Genomic DNA, 15,530 nt, shown 5'->3' on the forward strand with positions numbered 1-15,530 from the left:
CCGGAATAAAGGGAGACGACCATGCCGAAATTTGCGGCCAACCTGACCATGCTCTTCAACGAGGCGCCCTTCATGGAGCGTTTCGCGCTTGCCGCCAAGGCCGGCTTCGAAGGCGTCGAATATCTCTTCCCCTACGATTTCGACAAGGACGCGATCCGTGCCGAACTCGACAAACACGGCCTGACGCAGGTGCTGCACAACCTGCCGGCCGGCAACTGGGCCGGTGGCGAGCGCGGCATCGCGGTCCTGCCGGATCGCGTCGACGAATTCCGTGAAGGCGTCGCCAAGGCCATCGACTATGCGACGACGCTCGGCTGCAAGCAGATCAACTGCCTGTCGGGTATCGCCCCGGCCGGCGTGCCGGACAGCGTGCTGCGCGCCACCTTCGTCGCCAACCTGAAGCTCGCCGCAAGCGAACTCGGCAAACACGGCATCAAGCTCTTGATCGAGCCGATCAACCACTTCGACATTCCGGGCTTCTACCTGAACACCCCGGACCAGGCGGCCTCGATCATCGCGGACGTCGGTTCCGACAACCTCTACATCCAGTACGACCTCTACCACCAGCAGCGTACCGAGGGCGAGCTGATCGGCACGTTCAAGAAGCACCAGGGGAAAATCCCCCATGTGCAGCTTGCCGACAATCCCGGCCGCAACGAACCGGGCACCGGCGAGATCGCCTATGGCTTCGTGTTCAAGACACTCGACGCGCTCGGCTACGACGGCTGGATCGGCTGCGAATACAAGCCGCGCACGACCACCGAGGAAGGTCTCGGCTGGCTCGCTGAAGTCGGTCGCTGAACAAACAGTACTTTTAGATTGGGAGACAAAATCATGGCAAATATCGGTTTCATCGGCCTCGGCATCATGGGCACCCCCATGGCGCGCCACCTGCAGAATGCCGGCCACACGGTCATCACCTCGAAGTTCTTCATCCCGCCGCACAAGGATCTGGTCGATAACGGCCTGCAGATCGTCGACAGCCCCAAGGCGCTGGCCGAGACCGTCGACACGATCATCCTCATGCTGCCCGACACGCCGGAAGTGCAGGATGTCCTGTTCGGCGAAAACGGCGTCGCCCTCGGCCTCAAGGCCGGCAAGCTCGTCATCGACATGAGCTCGATTTCGCCGATCGCTACCAAGGAATTCGCCAAGAAGGTCCGTGAAACCGGTGCCGAATATGTCGACGGTCCGGTTTCGGGCGGCGAAGTCGGTGCCAAGAACGCCTCGCTGTCGATCATGGCCGGCGGTTCGCAGGAGAGCTTCGACCGTGCTCTGCCGCTCTTCCAGCTGATGGGCAAGAACATCACGCTCGTCGGCGATTGCGGCGACGGCCAGGTGACCAAGGTCGCCAACCAGATCATCGTGGCGCTCACCATCGAAGCCGTTGCCGAAGCGCTCGTCTTCGCGTCCAAGGCCGGCGCGGATCCGGCCCGCGTTCGCGAGGCGCTGATGGGCGGCTTTGCCTCCTCGCGCATTCTCGAAGTGCATGGCGACCGCATGGTCAAGCGGACATTCGATCCTGGCTTCCGCATCTCGCTGCACCAGAAGGACCTCAACCTGGCTCTCCAGGGCGCCAAGGCGCTGGGCGTTTCGCTGCCCAACACCGCCTCGACGCAGGAACTCTTCAACCAGTGCGCCGCCCATGGCGATGCCGGCCTCGATCACTCAGGTCTCGTCACGGCGCTGGAGCGCATGGCGAACCACGCCGTCGCATGACGGCCTGACCGGGCGGGGAGGGGAGCCCCGCCCGGTCACCCTTTCGGAGGAGACAGACCCCTCATCCCGCCGCGCCTTCTCTCATCCGGGAACGGTGCGGCTTGCGGATGAGGGGTTATGTTTTATAAGACCTGCGCACCGCAGACTTGGAGGAACCGATGCCCGCTATCGCAGACCCGCGCGCCTTTCTCGAAAATTTGTTCTCCGTTGCGGTCGCCGCAGCCGATCCGGACAAGGTTCTGGCCGCCAACCTGCCGGAAAAGCCTAGGGGGCGCACTGTGGTGATCGGCGCCGGCAAGGGTGCCGCGCAGATGGCCCGCGCCTTCGAGCGCCTGTGGGACGCGCCGCTGACTGGCGTGATCGTCACGCGTTACGGATATGCCGTGCCCTGCGAACGTATCGAAGTCCTCGAAGCCGCCCATCCCGTGCCCGACGATAGCGGCCTTCTCGCCTCCGGCCGCTTGATGGCTGCCGTGCGCGACCTGACCGAGGACGATCTCGTCGTCGCACTGATCTGCGGTGGAGGCTCCGCCCTCCTGCCGGCCCCGGCCGGCGATCTGACACTCGCGGACGAGATCGCCGTCAACAAGGCGCTGCTCGCCTCTGGCGCGCCGATCAGCGCCATGAATGCCGTGCGCAAGCAGGTCTCGCGCATCAAGGGCGGCCGGCTGGCCGCGCTTGCCCATCCGGCCCGCGTCGTCTCGCTGGTCGTGTCCGATATCCCCGGCGACAATCCGGCGCTCGTCGCCTCCGGCCCGACCATCGCTGACGCCACCACCCGCGCCGACGCGCTGCGCCTCATCGAGCGCTACCGCCTCGACCTGCCGGAAGCCGTCATGCGCCATATCCAGGGCGGCAAGGACGAGCCGCCGCTGCCGACGGACGCACAATTCTCCCGCAACGAGGTGAAGCTCGTCGCCTCCGCCGCCGTGTCGCTGGAAGCGGCCGCCAACGCCGCCCGCAAGGCGGGCGTCGAAGCGGTCATCCTGTCCGATGCCATCGAGGGCGAAGCCTCGGAAGTCGGCCGCGTCCATGCCGCCATCGCTGCCGAGGTCGTGCGCCGCGACCGGCCGTTCAAGAAGCCGGTCGTCATCCTCTCGGGTGGCGAGACCACCGTGACGATCAAGGGCAAGGGCAAGGGCGGCCGCAATGGCGAATTCCTGCTCTCCTTCGCCTGCGCCACCGATGGCCTTGAAGGCCTCTACGCGCTCGCGGCCGATACGGATGGCATCGACGGTTCGGAAGACAATGCCGGCGCCTTCGCCGATGGCACCACCGTCGCGCGTCTCGCCGACAAGGGCAAGGATGCCGCGGAGTTCCTGTCGCGCAATGACAGCTGGACGGCCTTCGACGCGCTCGGCGACCTGTTTGTTCCGGGACCGACCGGAACAAACGTCAACGATTTCAGGGCAATCCTCATCCAGTAGCCCAAACGAAAGCAGCCCCGGTTTCCGGGGCTGTTCTGTTCTCTCCCTTTTCCTCCCCACCAATGTCATCCTCGGGTCAATCCCGAGCATGACGGAGGAGAGGGCAGGTGCCTTAGGCAGCCGGCTGCTTGGTCTTGCGCAAGTACGGCAGCACCGTGTCGAAGGAGCCGAAGCGGGCGATGGCGTCCTCGTTGGAGACGGCGGCGGTGATGATGACGTCGTCGCCCTGCTGCCAGTTGGCGGGCGTTGCGACCTGATGCTTGCTGGTGAGCTGGATAGAATCGATGGCGCGCAGGATTTCCGCAAAATTGCGGCCGGTCGTCATCGGATAGGTGAGGATCAGCTTGATCTTCTTGTCCGGGCCGATGACGAAGACGGAGCGGACCGTCGCGTTGTCGGCGGGCGTGCGGCCTTCCGAGCTATCACCCGCGGCGGCCGGCAGCATGTCGTAGAGCTTGGCGACGGCAAGATCCTTGTCACCGATCAGCGGATAGTCGACGTCGAAGCCGGTGGCGGTGCGGATATCGGCCTTCCACTTGGCGTGGCTGTCGACCGGATCGACGGAGATGCCGATGATCTTGACGCCGCGCTTACGGAACTCGCCCTCGATGCCGGCCATGGCGCCGAGCTCGGTGGTGCAGACCGGGGTGAAGTTCTTGGGGTGCGAGAAGAGCACGGCCCAGCCATTGCCGATCCACTCATGGAAATTGATCGTGCCGGCAGTGGTTTCGGCGGTGAAATCAGGAGCGATGTCGTTGATGCGAAGGCTCATGGGATGGTCCTCTCTGTCGTGCGCGATCGCAGGCAGAACCCGCGAAAAGTGTATCCGGGCGGTTCAATAGACCGAAAATCTCCGATTGCCTATAGCGGCCGGGTGCCGAAGGACGAAGGGCGGCGAGCGCATCTTTGCGCCGTTTCCGCCGCTGGAAAGAAGGCTTTCGGCGACTCCTGAATCGCACGCCAAACCGTTCCGCCAAGCCGCTTGCGAATGGAAAGGTGATTTTATTTCGCGGGAACCGTAAAACAGGCGCTATTCGCCGATTTCGGCGCGCCCGCTGGTCAGATCGACGATCAGCCGCAGCGTTTCTTCCGCCCGCTCCGAGGGAATGCGGAAGAACAGGCGCGCGCCGCTGTCATCGAAAACTTCGTCGTCGAACATCAAGCCCGGCAGCGCTGCAAGTCGCGCCTTGACGAGGGCGAGATCGGAAAAGCCGAGCGAAACGGAAAGCGCCGCGCGCTCGACATATTCCGTCTTGGCGGCGGCGCGCAGGCAAAGCGCCGCCGTGCCGCCATAGGCGCGCATCAGGCCGCCGCTGCCGAGAAGAATGCCGCCGAACCAGCGCGTGACGACTACCAGCGTGCGGTCGAGCGCCTGCCCGTCGATGGCCTGCAGGATCGGCTTGCCTGCCGTGCCGCTTGGCTCGCCGTCATCGCTGAAGCGATAGGCCTGGCCGACGCGCCAGGCCCAGCAATTGTGGTTGGCCGACAGGTCGGAAACCCCCGCTATCAGCGCTTTAGCCTCCGCCTCGGTCTCGACCGGGCAGGCGATCGCCAGGAACCGGCTCTTGCGGATTTCCTGCTCGAAATGCTCGGTCTGGTCCAGCGTGTACAAGGGGCGGCGTCCATTCGGGTTAACGCCTCCTAGCCGCTCGGAGGCCTCAACGGCAAGCGCAGAATAATGCACCAATTCTGTAGACTATTGACACTCGCCACGATTTCGCCATCATGTTTGCCGGGACGTTAAAAATACGGGAGCTGCACATGATGTATCTCGGCGGCGTGACGCTTGGTTATTTCAATCTCTATCCGGTCGGCTTTCAGCCGAAGGATGAACAATCCGCGCAGGCCGACACGGCCGGCAGCGTCACCGAAGAGCGCCTGCCCCTCGAAGGCAGCCGCCTTTCATCGGCCCGCCGCCCGGTGCAATGGCCGCTGCACGTTTTCTTCTGACGGCCCATACGCACCCTACAGGAAATGATGGATAATTTCCTGTCGTCGGGTTTTGACGGCATGATCGGAGAACGGCACGCATGGCCCGGCTATTCCCGGTAGTGTTCATCCTGGGTTAAGGTTTTGTAGACAAATTGCGTGAGACGGCGGAAGACCGCCCAATCTGCGCTATCATCGATCGTTTGCAAGGCCTGCTCATGTTTCCGGACGATCCGGTTTTCCTCCTCTCGATGATTGTCGCGACGCTCGGCCGTTCCAATGAATTGGACGCGCTCTTCGCTTCGCTTGCCGCCTTCGGTCGGCGCGATTTCGAAGTCATTCTCGTCGACCAGAACAAGGACGACCGGCTCGTTCCCATCGTTGCTGCGTGGGCCGACCGCCTGACGATCCGCCATCTCAGGACCGACCGCCCCGGCGTCTGCCGCGCCCGCAATCTCGGCGCCGCCGAGGCGCGCGGCACATGGCTGATCTTCCCCGACGACGATTGCTGGTATCCTGCCGATCTCCTGAAGCGTTTCGATGCCATCGCCGCCGCAGAACCCGCGGATTTCTATTGCGGCCGCGCCGTCAATGCCGAAGGCGAGACCATCATGGGGCGGTTTTCGCTGGAGCCGCAGCCCATCGTGCGGGACAATGTCTGGACGACGCTGATCGAATGGATGCTGTTCGTCCGCCGTGAGGCCTTCGCCAAGGCGGGTGGATTCGATGCGCGCATCGGCCCCGGCTCCGGCACGCCTTGGGGGGCCTATGAGGTGCAGGACCTGGCTCTGAACCTCTTGTCTAACGGCGCGAAGGGCCGTTACGACCCCGCGCTCACCGGCCACCATCCCGATGACCGCCTGCTCGCCGAAACGCCCGATGGTGCGCGCAAGATGCGCGTCTATGGTGCTGGTCTCGGTTACGTCATGCGAAAACATGGTTACCGGTTTTTTGATTACCTTCCTCATCTTCTACGCCCGATCGCCGGCATGGCGGTTTATACGGTGACCGGCCGCTCCGCCCTTGCCCGCCGCTCGCGGGAAATCCTCGCCGGACGCTGGTCCGGCTGGCGCTCGGCAACCTCGGGAAGGACGATATCTTAAGGGTTTCGTCCTAGGGTTCCCCGCTGAAGAACCGCGGCGTTTCCGCGGTCGCATGCGGCGGATGGAACGACCGATGAGCAAGGGCATTATGTCCAATTCGATCATGAACGCGGCGGCGGGAATGCTGCTGCTGGTGACTGGCTTTGCCTGTTCGATCCTGGTGGCCCGCCTGCTCGGGCCGGAGGCGAATGGCACGATTGCGTTTGCGCTTTGGATCGGCGCCACGGGTGCTTTGGTCGCCGAGCTTGGCACCGGCGTTCTGCTTCTGCGCCTTCTGCCGCAATTGAAGGCGCGCGGCGTCGACGAGGCGGGCCGGCGCGGCTTTGCCGCCTATCTCGCGCTGCCGGTCATTGCCTCGACGCTGCTCCTCGTCGCGCTTTATTTCGGTCTGGCCTTCAAGACCCCGCTGCTCTATGGCACGGATGTCACGGCTGGCATCGTCGTGCTCACGGCCGCCCTGCTGATTATCCAGTCGATCGGTTCGTTCTCCAAGAATTTCCTGATCGGTGAGCAACGCGTCGGCACCTTTTTTCGCATCACCGCGCTGTCGTCGCTGCTTCAGATGACGTTCGTCATCGCCGGCGCCGCCTTTTACGGTATCGATGGCGCGCTGTTCGGCTATATCGCCGGCCAGTGCGTGCAGTTCCTCTACACGCTCAGTCTGTTTGGCGTGCGCCGCGACAATGCCGGCTATCGCCGCCGCTACCTGCTCGCCACCTCGGCGGTTCTGTTCTTCGAGTATGTCGTCAGCGCGATCTTCCTCAGCCGCCCGGAACTGTTCTTCCTGCAGCATTTCCGCTCGCTCGGCGAGGTCGGCTATTACGCCGTGGCGCTGTCGCTGGCCAATCTGGCGCTGCAGCTTCCTGTGCAGCTGACGGGCAGTCTGCTGCCCTACTATGCCGAGCGGCGCGAAGCCTCGGGCGGCACGGTGCATGTCGCGGTGTTCGATGGCGTTGTGCGCAGCTTTGCCTATATCACCTTTCCGCTGTGCTTCGGCCTGGCGGCCATCGCCCACCCGCTGGTGACAGCAGTCTATGGCGCGCCCTTTGCAGAGGCCGGGCTGATCGTTGCGATCCTCGCGGCAGGGTCTCCGGCCTATGTGCTCGGTCAGCTCGTCACGCAATATCTCTATTCCATGGACCGGGTGAAAATCCGGCTTGTGGCCTCCGGCATCGGTGCCACACTGATGGTCATCGGCTGCCTGCTCGTGGTGCCGACCTGGGGCGGGGCGGGGGCGGCGACCGTACGCGGCGTGGTCTTTGCCGTCATCGCCGTTCTGCTTCTGACCGGCGTCGGCCGCGGCGCTATGTCGGCGCAGCTGCCGGGCGTGCTGATCAAGGTGGCCTTGGCGGGCGCGGGCTGCGGCCTCGCCGCCTGGCCGGTCGCCGAGGAAATCGGCGGTTTTGCGGGCGTCGTCGCGGGTATCCTGGCCGGCGCGATCGCCTACGCGGCGCTGCTGCGCCTGTTACGCGCCGTGCCGCCGGAAGACGGCGCGGTCATTGACGGCATGCTGAAATCGCTGCCCATGAAACCCGGCCGTATCGCGCGCCGTCTGCTGGCCTTCGTGGTGCCGATGCCGGCCGCCCAGCCGGCGGGGGAATGAGGGGACGTATGTATTTGGGCGAGGAGAAGACAGAGGCAAAGTCGGAGCAGATCGCCAGATCCGCCTGGCATTCCGGTGAGGCGGCGCATCCCGTCGTTTTCGGCGCAACCGTCGGCCTCTATACGCCGCCGGCGGCGGGAAGCCTGCTTTCGGATGCCGCCGTGCTGTTTCTCAGCCCTTGGGGTTTCGAGGAAATGTGCACGCGAAAACTCTGGCGTCTGCTGGCCGAGCGTGCCGCGACGCTGGGTCTCGCCAGCCTGCGCTTCGATTATCCGGGGACCGGCGATGCGCTCGATCTTTCGGAGCCCGCCGATCTCGCGGCCTGGGACGACAGCATCATCGAGGCGGCTCGCACGCTACGCCGCTTTTCTGGCGCCCGCCGGCTGGTCCTGATCGGCCATGGCCTGGGCGCGACCTTCGCCGCACGGCTGGCCAAGGTGCTCGGCGCCGATTCCGCGGTGTTGATGGCGCCCGTTGTCAGTGGCCGTTTCTATCTGCGCGAACTCTCCGCATGGTCTAAGATGGTCGATGAAGGCCTGGGTCTGCGGCAGGAGCAGCGCATCACTGAAGGCACCGCCGTTGCCGGCCTCGTCCTGCCGGAAAAGATCGCCGAGACGGTGCGTGGCTTCAATCTTGAACGGCTTGAAGCCCAGCCCTTCGCGAGGGCGCTCATCGTGGAGAGGCCGGGTCGGGAAAAGGATGCGGCATTCGCCGCCCATCTCGCCGCGCTGGGCACCACGATCGCCCGTTTGGACTATGCCGGCTATGACGATCTCGTTTCCAACCCCACGCTGGCGCATCAGCCGTTGGCGGTGATCGATGGTGTTGCGGAATGGCTTGCGCAGCTTGCCTATAAAGGCGCGAATGCGGATGCATCGGAGCCCCTGCCGACGGCAGTCGATCTGGCCGGTGATGGCTTTGTCGAGGAGCCGGTGCGGTTCGGCGACAACGCCCGGCTGTTCGGCACGCTCTGCCTGCCCGCCGGTACGCGCCGTGGTGCCACGGTCCTGCTGTTCGGCACGGCCTATGACCGGCAGGCCGGCTGGGCGCGGGGCGTGACGGAAACGGCGCGGAACCTCGCGAGAAACGGCGTTGCCTCGCTACGCTTCGATGCCGCGAATGTCGGCGATAGCCCGCCGGCTCCGGCCGCACCCGAACAGGTGCAATACAGTGACGCCCAGCTGGCCGACGCCCGCGCCGCCGTCGATCTGCTTGACAAACGTGGTCTCGGACCGGTCGTGGCAGCGGGGCGGTGCAGCGGTGCCTATCTCGCCTTCCGCGCCGCCGTCGATGACCGCCGTATCGCCGCCGTCGTGCCGGTCAATGCCTATACGTTCCGCTGGGATCCCGACATGTCGGTCGACGAGGCGCTCAAGGTCAATCCGCGCTCGCTCGACGATTATCGTCAGCGCTTGTTCGATCCGGCGACTTTCCGTCGGCTTTTCGCCGGAGAGATCAATCTCGGCCGGGCGCTTTCCAATGTCGGCCTGCAGATCCTTCGCCGGCTTATCGCGCTTTCCCCCGGTCTTTTCGGCCGCTTCACCAGCGCCGGCCGGCTGAGCCTGGCGGCGCATGGCGATTTCCACAATCTCGCGGCCCGCAAGGTTCCTGTCCTGCTGATCTACAGCGAAGGCGATGTCGGGCTGGAGCGTTTAAAACTTGATTTCGGCCGTCGGGGCCTCTCCCACCACGGCAATGTCACGGTCGAGACGATCTCCGACGCCGATCACAACCTTTCCCCGCCGCAGGCGCAGGCCGCCTATCGCGCGCTGCTGCTCGATGCAGCCCTGAAAGCCGGCTGATTTTTTAGAAGGAGATGACGGTTTCCGCGCCGATGCCGCGGACGGTGCCATGCGGCTTTGCCGCGGGGGCGGTGCCGGTGCGCGGCGAGAGCCTGACAGGCTTGATCCTGCCCGGCGCCAGATGGAACCAGCTGTCATCGGCCAGAAAGCCCTCCGCCTCGATGGCGACGGACTGAGCGAGGCGGTCCGCCGAAAGATCGAGCACCCAGCCCTCCGCATCCTGCCGCAACTCTGCTGAAAGGATGGAAGGCGCCATTGCCTTCGCCCGGCCGCGCGGGAAATGAAACGCTTCGGCCACCATCCGCCCCCCGCCATCGAGCAACCGGCCGACCGTGACGTCATGGGCGGGCGGGCCGAAGCGGAAGGCGTAGGTCGTGTCGAAGAAGGCGCCGAACAGATCGGTCGCCGGCAGCGTCGTGGAGGAGTGTGGGGCGAGCGCTATGTCGCGCTTGCCGGAGACGATGGTCTGCCGGCCGCGGCGCAGGCAGGCGAGGTCTAGCGTCAGGTGCTGTTCGTGGGCGCTGTCGTTGTGCACATGCACGTCGAGGCCGTTGGTGCCCTCGTCGGACAGCGTGACCTGCACGGGGCGGAAAGCGCGACGCAGCGCATGCCAGGCAGATTTCGGCAGGCCCGTTGCATCGACGGTGCCCCAGCCGGCGCCGGTTAGCAGGTCCTGATAGGTCCAGACCAGCGCGCCGTTGCAGGTCGATTTCTCGCGCCGCCATTCGGCAAAGGTCGCTTCCATCACCTCGGCGACGGTCGCGCGGGAGAGGTCGAGATAGAACGAAGGGTCTTCGCGGCGCAGGCGGGCTGGGTCTTCCTCATAGAGCAGGCCGAGATAGTGGTCTCGCACATCCTCGAAATCCCAGGAGGCGCCACGGTCGCGCGGCACACGCGCCTTCCAGCGCGGATCGTGCACGGCGGGCACGGGCAGGTGCGCGTCGAGCGTTTCCTGCTCCGGCACATTGGCGAAGGCCAGGCTTTCGGCGGCAAAGCGCACCTCGGCGCGGCGTGCGTCTTCCAGCGGCCGGCAATACGCGCCGACACCGTAGTAGTGCGTGACGCCGGCATTCGGCGAAAAGGGCATGGCGCCGCCGCTGGGCGAATTCTCGACATAGGGCACATCGGGGCGGTGTGTGGCGACGAGCGCCGGCAGGATGTCGAGCGTCAGCGGTCCGGCCCAGGCCGCCTCCGGCAGGCCGAGCATCGCCGCCTGCTGGTCGATCTCGCTGCCGCCGCAGAGCACGGCGAGCGACGGCGATGCGGCGGTGGCGTCGAGGAATTGCGAAACCTCCGTCTGCACATTCGCGGCGAAGGCCGGATCGTTCGCCGGATAATCGAAATTGGCGAACTGGAAATCCTGCCAGACGAGGATGCCGAGCTCGTCGCACAGCGCAAAGAAGTCCGGCGTCTCATAGGCCATGGTGCCGCCGATGCGCAGCATATTCATATGGGCGTCGGCGGCAAGCTTGAGCAGCGGTTCGTAGCGCTCACGCGTGCCGGGCAGATCGACGATATCGGCATTGGTCCAGACCGCACCACGGCAGAAGATCTTTGTGCCGTTGACGACGAGAGCGAAGTCGCGGCCATCGGCGCCGCGGTCGATCTCGATGCGGCGGAAGCCGGTGCGGCCGAGCTTTTGCCTGACGCCTTCCACCACAAGGAAAATATCGTGCAGGACGGGCGTGCCATGCGTGCGTGGCCACCAGGCCTTGACGTCGGGGATGGTGAGGCTGGCGCTGAAACTGTTCTCACCACTGGGGATCGCTGCGGCGCTGACGCCGGCACATTCCACGACAGGGGCTGTCGCAGCGTCGAGCGTGAAGCCAATCTCCAGCTGGCCCTTGCCGCTTTCGAGCAGGCGGGCGGAGAGGCGGATATCAGTCGCGATGGCCGGTGTCGGCCGTGTCAGGCGCACCGGCCGCCAGGGGCCGGATGCATGGACCTCCGGGCACCAGCCGGGCATGCGGCCGAGCAGGGTGGTGCGCACAAGGCGCAGGCCCTGCGGCGTGATCATCTGCGGGCGCCAGCGGGCGCGGGGGCCGCGTTTTTCCAGATGCGGTTTTAGCGCACGGAAACACAGGCCGAGGCGGTCGTTACCGGTCAGCGTGATGGGCAAGGCGTGGCGGATGAACATGCTGTCGGAGGACAGCACGAGCGCGCCGTTCCACCAGATCTCGGTGATCGTCGCGAGGCCATCGAAATGCAGCACGGCGTCGCCCGGCGCTTCGCCCGAGAGGTCGAGCACATACCAGGCGTCGAGATGATCGAGCGGTGCGGGGGCGGTGCGGTCGAAGCGGCCGGCGCGTTCCAGAGCACCGGCGACGGTGCCGGGCACGGGCGCGTCGAGGAGATCGGAAAGGCTTTCCAGCGCGGCCGGGTCGGCGGCGGCATGGGCCGCTGTCAACGCCATGCGCCAGCCGGTGGAAAGCGCCTTACCGGTCTCGGACATCTCGTCTTCCTTCAGTCGATGCGGGTGGCCAAGTCAGCCATAAGAGTATCCCACGCTTCGATCGCCGGATCGAGCGCCGTCGCCAGCGGATCGAATTTCCGGCGCGTCACGGCGCGGGCGAGCTGGAACTGCACGGACTTCGCCGTCTCCGAGATTTTGCGCGCGGCGTCGCTGCCGTCGACACCGAGCCAGTCGAGATGGCTGCCGGCCAACTCGAAATTGGCGCCGAGCTGGCGCAGCGTGTTGAAGGCATATTTATGGAAGAAGCCGAAGGGGCGATCCGCCACGGCCTCGACCTGCTTCGGAAACACCTTTGCGAAGGCCGCGACCGGGTTTTGCGAAGGACGGCGTGCGAAATGGAACGCGAGCAGGCGTTTTGCCTCATGGCGCAAATGCGCCTCGTCCGGTTGCTTTTCCGGGAATTTGGCGAATTCCGTATAGGGCAGGAAAGGCAGGTCTTCGGGGCCGTCGTTCAGGTGGAACAGCCCGTCGAAATCCTCGCCCTCCAGCCGGAAGAAGCCGGCATTGTGGAAATAGTCGAGCTGCTTTGCCTCGAGATCCAGCCGGTTGATCGCGACCGTCGTCTTGCCGTGCTCCTGCCGGTAGGCGACGCCGCGGGTATCCGGCATGTAGAAGCTGTCCATCTCGACGAGGCAGAGGCGGCCGCGGGCGATCTGGGTCGCGACATGGCTTTCCACCGTGTCGAAGATGGCGAGTTCCGTCGCGCGGATGCCGTAGAGTGCTTCGAGGTCTTCCAGCGGCACCTTGAAGAAGGTGAACTGGTCGCCCTCGAAATCCTGCGTCAGCGAGAAGCCGAGCACCGCCTCGGGCTGGGTGCCGAACGCATTCAGCACCTCGATCCAGAGGTCGACGTAACAATTCGTCTCCGGCCACATGCGCTCCGCGTCGTGCAGGGCATGCGGCCGGTAGGTCTCGGGATTGGCCCCGGCGAAGACGGCAGCCATGTCAGTCCTGGTATCCCAGGGTCTTGCGGACTTCAGCCGGCCACAGCGCGATATCCATGCCGTGGCGGGCGAAGAGTGCGAGCGCGATGCGCTCCAGGCCGAAGCCGACGCAGGCAGTGTGCGCGACATCGCCGTTTTCGAGGTTCAGGCCCCACTTCGCGCCAAAAGCGTCCTGGTGATAGTTGAAGCTCATGCAGGCCGTCGGCTTGGCGGCCGAGGTGACGGGGATCAGTAGCTCGAACTTCAGGTTCTGGTCGCGTTGATTGTTGGCCATCATGCGGCCCGCGCGGCCGAAGAACGGGTCGTTGGCGACGTCGATTGTCACGTCGAGGCCGACCTTGGCCATCATTTCCAGGCCGCGATCCATCCAGGTCTGGCGGAACTCGGTGACGTGTTCCTGTGTGCCCATGCAGACATATTCGCGCATGCGGAACAGCTGCTGGCGGGCCGGGTCATTGGAGGGCTCGTGGCGGAAGCAGTAGGACTGCAGGTCGTAGAGACCGCCCTTGGCCGGAAGGCGGCCGCGCTTGGCGATGGTCGGATAGAGCGGGTAGCAGGCGGCCGGCGTCAGCACGATGTCCGTCGCCTTCTGGTCCTTGGTCCAGTCGCCGTTTACTTCCATGCATTGCAGCAGGTTCATGTGGTCGGCATCGCCGCCGCAGAAGCTGTGCACGGTGCCGGCGAGTTGCGGAAAACTCTTCATGTAGCCGGAGGTTTCGAAATGCGCGCGGTTCATGCCCGGCGGAAAGCGCATGGCCTCCGCGCCGTCGGCACCGCCGAAGGCATCGATCAGCCGCTCGAAGCGGGCGATCACATCTTCGAAGGCACCCGAGCGGCCATAGAGGCCTTCGACGCCGGTATCGATGAGCAGACCGGAATCGAAGAGCCGGTCGAGAAGCGAAGTCTGCATATCCATGGTGTCACCCGATCAGGCTGGTGTCCTGCTTGTGAACAAGCAGGAGGTTGGACGTGTTGCCGAGGATGCGGTCGTTGGAGATCATCAGCTGGGCGGAATGCGCATCGCGCAGATGCCGACCGAGGCTGAACGGCGTGCCGTTCTTGTAGCCCATGATGCCGACGATCAGCATGGCCTGGTTGATGATGGACAGGATCGTTTCCGAGGAGGCGATCTTCACATTGTTCATCGCCACCGCAAAACCCATGGAGGAGAGCCGGTCCGGATCCGCCTTGGCCGCTTCGTATTCGCGAAGCCCGGCGATCGTGTTGGACTTGACGAGTTGCAGCAGGTTGGAGGCTTCCGCCAGACGCAGGGCACCGGGCGGTGCAACGCCGGGGCTCTTGCGGGCGGCGGCGCGGACGAAGGCCTGAGCGCGGGCGACCGCGTTGACGGCGATGCCGTACCAGACCGCACTCCACAGCAGGTGCGAAGTGGCGAGCATCGACTGGGCGGCGATCTCGGCGAAGGGTTTCGGAAGGATCTGTTCCTTCGGCGCCTCGCCCTTGAACAGCCAGCCGTCCGAGCAGGTGCCGCGCATGCCGAGCGTATCCCAGACATGGGTTTGCTCCAGCGTGTACTGATCCTTGGTGAAGACCGTCATGACTTGATCGGTCGAGGCGGCATCCGCATGGGCGCGCGAGGTGATGAGGATCGCGTCGGCGTGCGCACCGTAGGAGATGACGGTGGCGTCCTTCGTCAGGCGGCAGGTGTCGCCGTCGATCTCGATCGCGCAGATGCTGTTGCGCAGGTTGCCGCCGATGCCGCCTTCGGTCGTCGCAGAGGCGAGCAGCAGCTGCTCGTCGGAGACGCGGCGCATGAAGCCGGAATGCCAGGTGTCGCCAGCGCCGTGCGAGACGAGGCTCGACAGCTTGATATGGTGCATGGCGAAGACCATGGCGGCGGCCGAGCAGCTCTGGCCGATGAGCGAGCAGACTTCGGCGATCTGCGAAAGGGACGCATCCTCGCCACCGAGCGCGGCGGGGATCTGGATGGACAACAGCCGTTCGGCGATCATCGCGTCGACTGCTTCGCGCGGGAAGCGGCCCTTGACGTCCACATCGTCGGCATGCGCTGCGGCCACGGCGGAAACGCGCTCGGCGCGTTCCGCAAGGCCCGAACCGACGGTGAGGGTCATTCGGCGGCCTCCGCATTGCCGACGAGGCTCGACACCGCACGCGTGATAGCGTCCACGCTCTGGAAGGACTTGCGGTTGAGCAGGTTGTCGGGGAATTCCACGTCGAAGGCTTCCTCGATGCCGAGCATCACCTGCACGGAGGCGAAGGAGGACAGGCCTGCCGCATAGAGATCGGCATCGTCGGCGAGCGTCTCGACCGGAACCGGGAGGCCGCCATGTTTGCCCAGGATATCACGGATCTTCTGCTTCATGTTCTTCTCCATCGTTTCTCGGCCGGCCGGGGCTGGCTGTGCTTATTCTTCGAGAAAGATATAACCGACGGTTGATAAGATCGGCTGAAGGGACATGGATAAGATTTTGTGAAGCCGCAAAAGTGGGCGCTCCGTTCTGAACCGGGCATCACCGAGGCTTCGTGAAAAAATACAGAATGGCCCTGC

The 15,530-nt window shown here is 64.8% G+C and carries 14 protein-coding genes; 7 read left to right on the forward strand and 7 right to left on the reverse strand.

The window, feature by feature from the left end; all coding sequences use genetic code 11:
• The first annotated feature begins 21 nt into the window (after positions 1-21).
• From hyi to D0Y60_RS04465, 3 genes are all read left to right on the forward strand, one after another.
• A complete protein-coding gene (hyi, locus tag D0Y60_RS04455) occupies positions 22-801 on the forward strand; it encodes a hydroxypyruvate isomerase (protein WP_117367238.1) in 780 nt (259 codons plus the stop codon).
• A gap of 33 nt (positions 802-834) precedes the next feature.
• Positions 835-1,719 carry a 2-hydroxy-3-oxopropionate reductase gene (locus tag D0Y60_RS04460; RefSeq protein WP_117367240.1) on the forward strand — a complete coding sequence of 295 codons (885 nt, stop codon included), beginning with the start codon at positions 835-837 and terminating at the stop codon, positions 1,717-1,719.
• 158 nt (positions 1,720-1,877) lie between these two features.
• Positions 1,878-3,146 (forward strand): glycerate kinase, encoded by a 1,269-nt coding sequence (locus D0Y60_RS04465; protein WP_117367242.1) that lies wholly within the window; start codon positions 1,878-1,880, stop codon positions 3,144-3,146.
• A 112-nt stretch (positions 3,147-3,258) separates the two neighbouring features.
• On the opposite strand, the gene D0Y60_RS04470 is transcribed toward D0Y60_RS04465, so the two are convergent.
• Both D0Y60_RS04470 and D0Y60_RS04475 read right to left on the reverse strand, forming a co-directional pair.
• On the reverse strand, positions 3,259-3,918 hold the full coding sequence (locus D0Y60_RS04470; protein WP_117367244.1) for a peroxiredoxin: 660 nt from the start codon (positions 3,916-3,918) through the stop codon (positions 3,259-3,261).
• A gap of 258 nt (positions 3,919-4,176) precedes the next feature.
• Positions 4,177-4,758 carry a YigZ family protein gene (locus D0Y60_RS04475; RefSeq protein WP_117367246.1) on the reverse strand — a complete coding sequence of 194 codons (582 nt, stop codon included), beginning with the start codon at positions 4,756-4,758 and terminating at the stop codon, positions 4,177-4,179.
• Positions 4,759-4,871: 113 nt separating this feature from the next.
• Between D0Y60_RS04475 and D0Y60_RS04480 the strand changes: the two genes are divergently transcribed.
• From D0Y60_RS04480 to D0Y60_RS04495, 4 genes are all read left to right on the forward strand, one after another.
• Entirely contained in the window at positions 4,872-5,096 is a 225-nt protein-coding gene (locus D0Y60_RS04480; protein WP_147324493.1) for a hypothetical protein, read from the forward strand.
• Positions 5,097-5,293: 197 nt separating this feature from the next.
• Positions 5,294-6,178, forward strand: coding sequence for a glycosyltransferase family A protein (locus D0Y60_RS04485; RefSeq protein WP_147324494.1), 885 nt, complete (start codon positions 5,294-5,296; stop codon positions 6,176-6,178).
• Positions 6,179-6,251: 73 nt separating this feature from the next.
• Positions 6,252-7,781: an oligosaccharide flippase family protein gene (locus tag D0Y60_RS04490; RefSeq protein WP_158565402.1), complete on the forward strand. Its 1,530-nt coding sequence runs from the start codon at positions 6,252-6,254 to the stop codon at positions 7,779-7,781.
• A complete protein-coding gene (locus D0Y60_RS04495) occupies positions 7,778-9,583 on the forward strand; it encodes an alpha/beta fold hydrolase (RefSeq protein ID WP_117367254.1) in 1,806 nt (601 codons plus the stop codon). Before D0Y60_RS04490 ends, D0Y60_RS04495 begins: the two co-directional genes overlap by 4 nt.
• Before the next feature lie 4 nt (positions 9,584-9,587).
• Here D0Y60_RS04495 and D0Y60_RS04500 read toward each other — a convergent pair whose 3' ends face one another.
• Genes D0Y60_RS04500 through D0Y60_RS04520 form a run of 5 tightly spaced genes read right to left on the reverse strand, consistent with a single transcriptional unit; the run spans position 9,588 to position 15,344 of the window.
• On the reverse strand, positions 9,588-12,035 hold the full coding sequence (locus D0Y60_RS04500; protein WP_117367256.1) for a glycoside hydrolase family 2 protein: 2,448 nt from the start codon (positions 12,033-12,035) through the stop codon (positions 9,588-9,590).
• 11 nt (positions 12,036-12,046) lie between these two features.
• Positions 12,047-13,000, reverse strand: a complete 954-nt coding sequence (locus D0Y60_RS04505; protein ID WP_117367258.1) for a DUF1839 family protein — start codon at positions 12,998-13,000, stop codon at positions 12,047-12,049.
• 1 nt (position 13,001) lies between these two features.
• Complete coding sequence (locus D0Y60_RS04510) at positions 13,002-13,916, reverse strand: amino acid--[acyl-carrier-protein] ligase (RefSeq protein ID WP_117367260.1); 915 nt, start codon at positions 13,914-13,916, stop codon at positions 13,002-13,004.
• Between the two features lie 4 nt (positions 13,917-13,920).
• Positions 13,921-15,093, reverse strand: a complete 1,173-nt coding sequence (locus D0Y60_RS04515) for an acyl-CoA dehydrogenase family protein (protein ID WP_117367262.1) — start codon at positions 15,091-15,093, stop codon at positions 13,921-13,923.
• Complete coding sequence (locus D0Y60_RS04520) at positions 15,090-15,344, reverse strand: acyl carrier protein (protein ID WP_117368358.1); 255 nt, start codon at positions 15,342-15,344, stop codon at positions 15,090-15,092. Before D0Y60_RS04520 ends, D0Y60_RS04515 begins: the two co-directional genes overlap by 4 nt.
• Positions 15,345-15,530: the final 186 nt, after the last annotated feature.

It is taken from the genome of Shinella sp. WSJ-2, from assembly GCF_003432075.1.
Classification (GTDB): Bacteria; Pseudomonadota; Alphaproteobacteria; order Rhizobiales; family Rhizobiaceae; genus Shinella.

Bases quoted from the DNA above. Each gene is read 5' to 3' on its own strand.
- hyi (WP_117367238.1), top strand. From the start codon at position 22: ATGCCGAAATTTGCGGCCAACCTGACCATGCTCTTCAACGAGGCGCCC.
- D0Y60_RS04495 (WP_117367254.1), top strand. From the start codon at position 7,778: ATGAGGGGACGTATGTATTTGGGCGAGGAGAAGACAGAGGCAAAGTCG.
- D0Y60_RS04485 (WP_147324494.1), top strand. From the start codon at position 5,294: ATGTTTCCGGACGATCCGGTTTTCCTCCTCTCGATGATTGTCGCGACG.
- D0Y60_RS04470 (WP_117367244.1), bottom strand. From the start codon at position 3,918: ATGAGCCTTCGCATCAACGACATCGCTCCTGATTTCACCGCCGAAACC.
- D0Y60_RS04490 (WP_158565402.1), top strand. From the start codon at position 6,252: ATGAGCAAGGGCATTATGTCCAATTCGATCATGAACGCGGCGGCGGGA.
- D0Y60_RS04480 (WP_147324493.1), top strand. From the start codon at position 4,872: ATGTTTGCCGGGACGTTAAAAATACGGGAGCTGCACATGATGTATCTC.
- D0Y60_RS04520 (WP_117368358.1), bottom strand. From the start codon at position 15,344: ATGAAGCAGAAGATCCGTGATATCCTGGGCAAACATGGCGGCCTCCCG.
- D0Y60_RS04515 (WP_117367262.1), bottom strand. From the start codon at position 15,093: ATGACCCTCACCGTCGGTTCGGGCCTTGCGGAACGCGCCGAGCGCGTT.
- D0Y60_RS04500 (WP_117367256.1), bottom strand. From the start codon at position 12,035: ATGTCCGAGACCGGTAAGGCGCTTTCCACCGGCTGGCGCATGGCGTTG.
- D0Y60_RS04510 (WP_117367260.1), bottom strand. From the start codon at position 13,916: ATGGATATGCAGACTTCGCTTCTCGACCGGCTCTTCGATTCCGGTCTG.
- D0Y60_RS04465 (WP_117367242.1), top strand. From the start codon at position 1,878: ATGCCCGCTATCGCAGACCCGCGCGCCTTTCTCGAAAATTTGTTCTCC.
- D0Y60_RS04460 (WP_117367240.1), top strand. From the start codon at position 835: ATGGCAAATATCGGTTTCATCGGCCTCGGCATCATGGGCACCCCCATG.
- D0Y60_RS04505 (WP_117367258.1), bottom strand. From the start codon at position 13,000: ATGGCTGCCGTCTTCGCCGGGGCCAATCCCGAGACCTACCGGCCGCAT.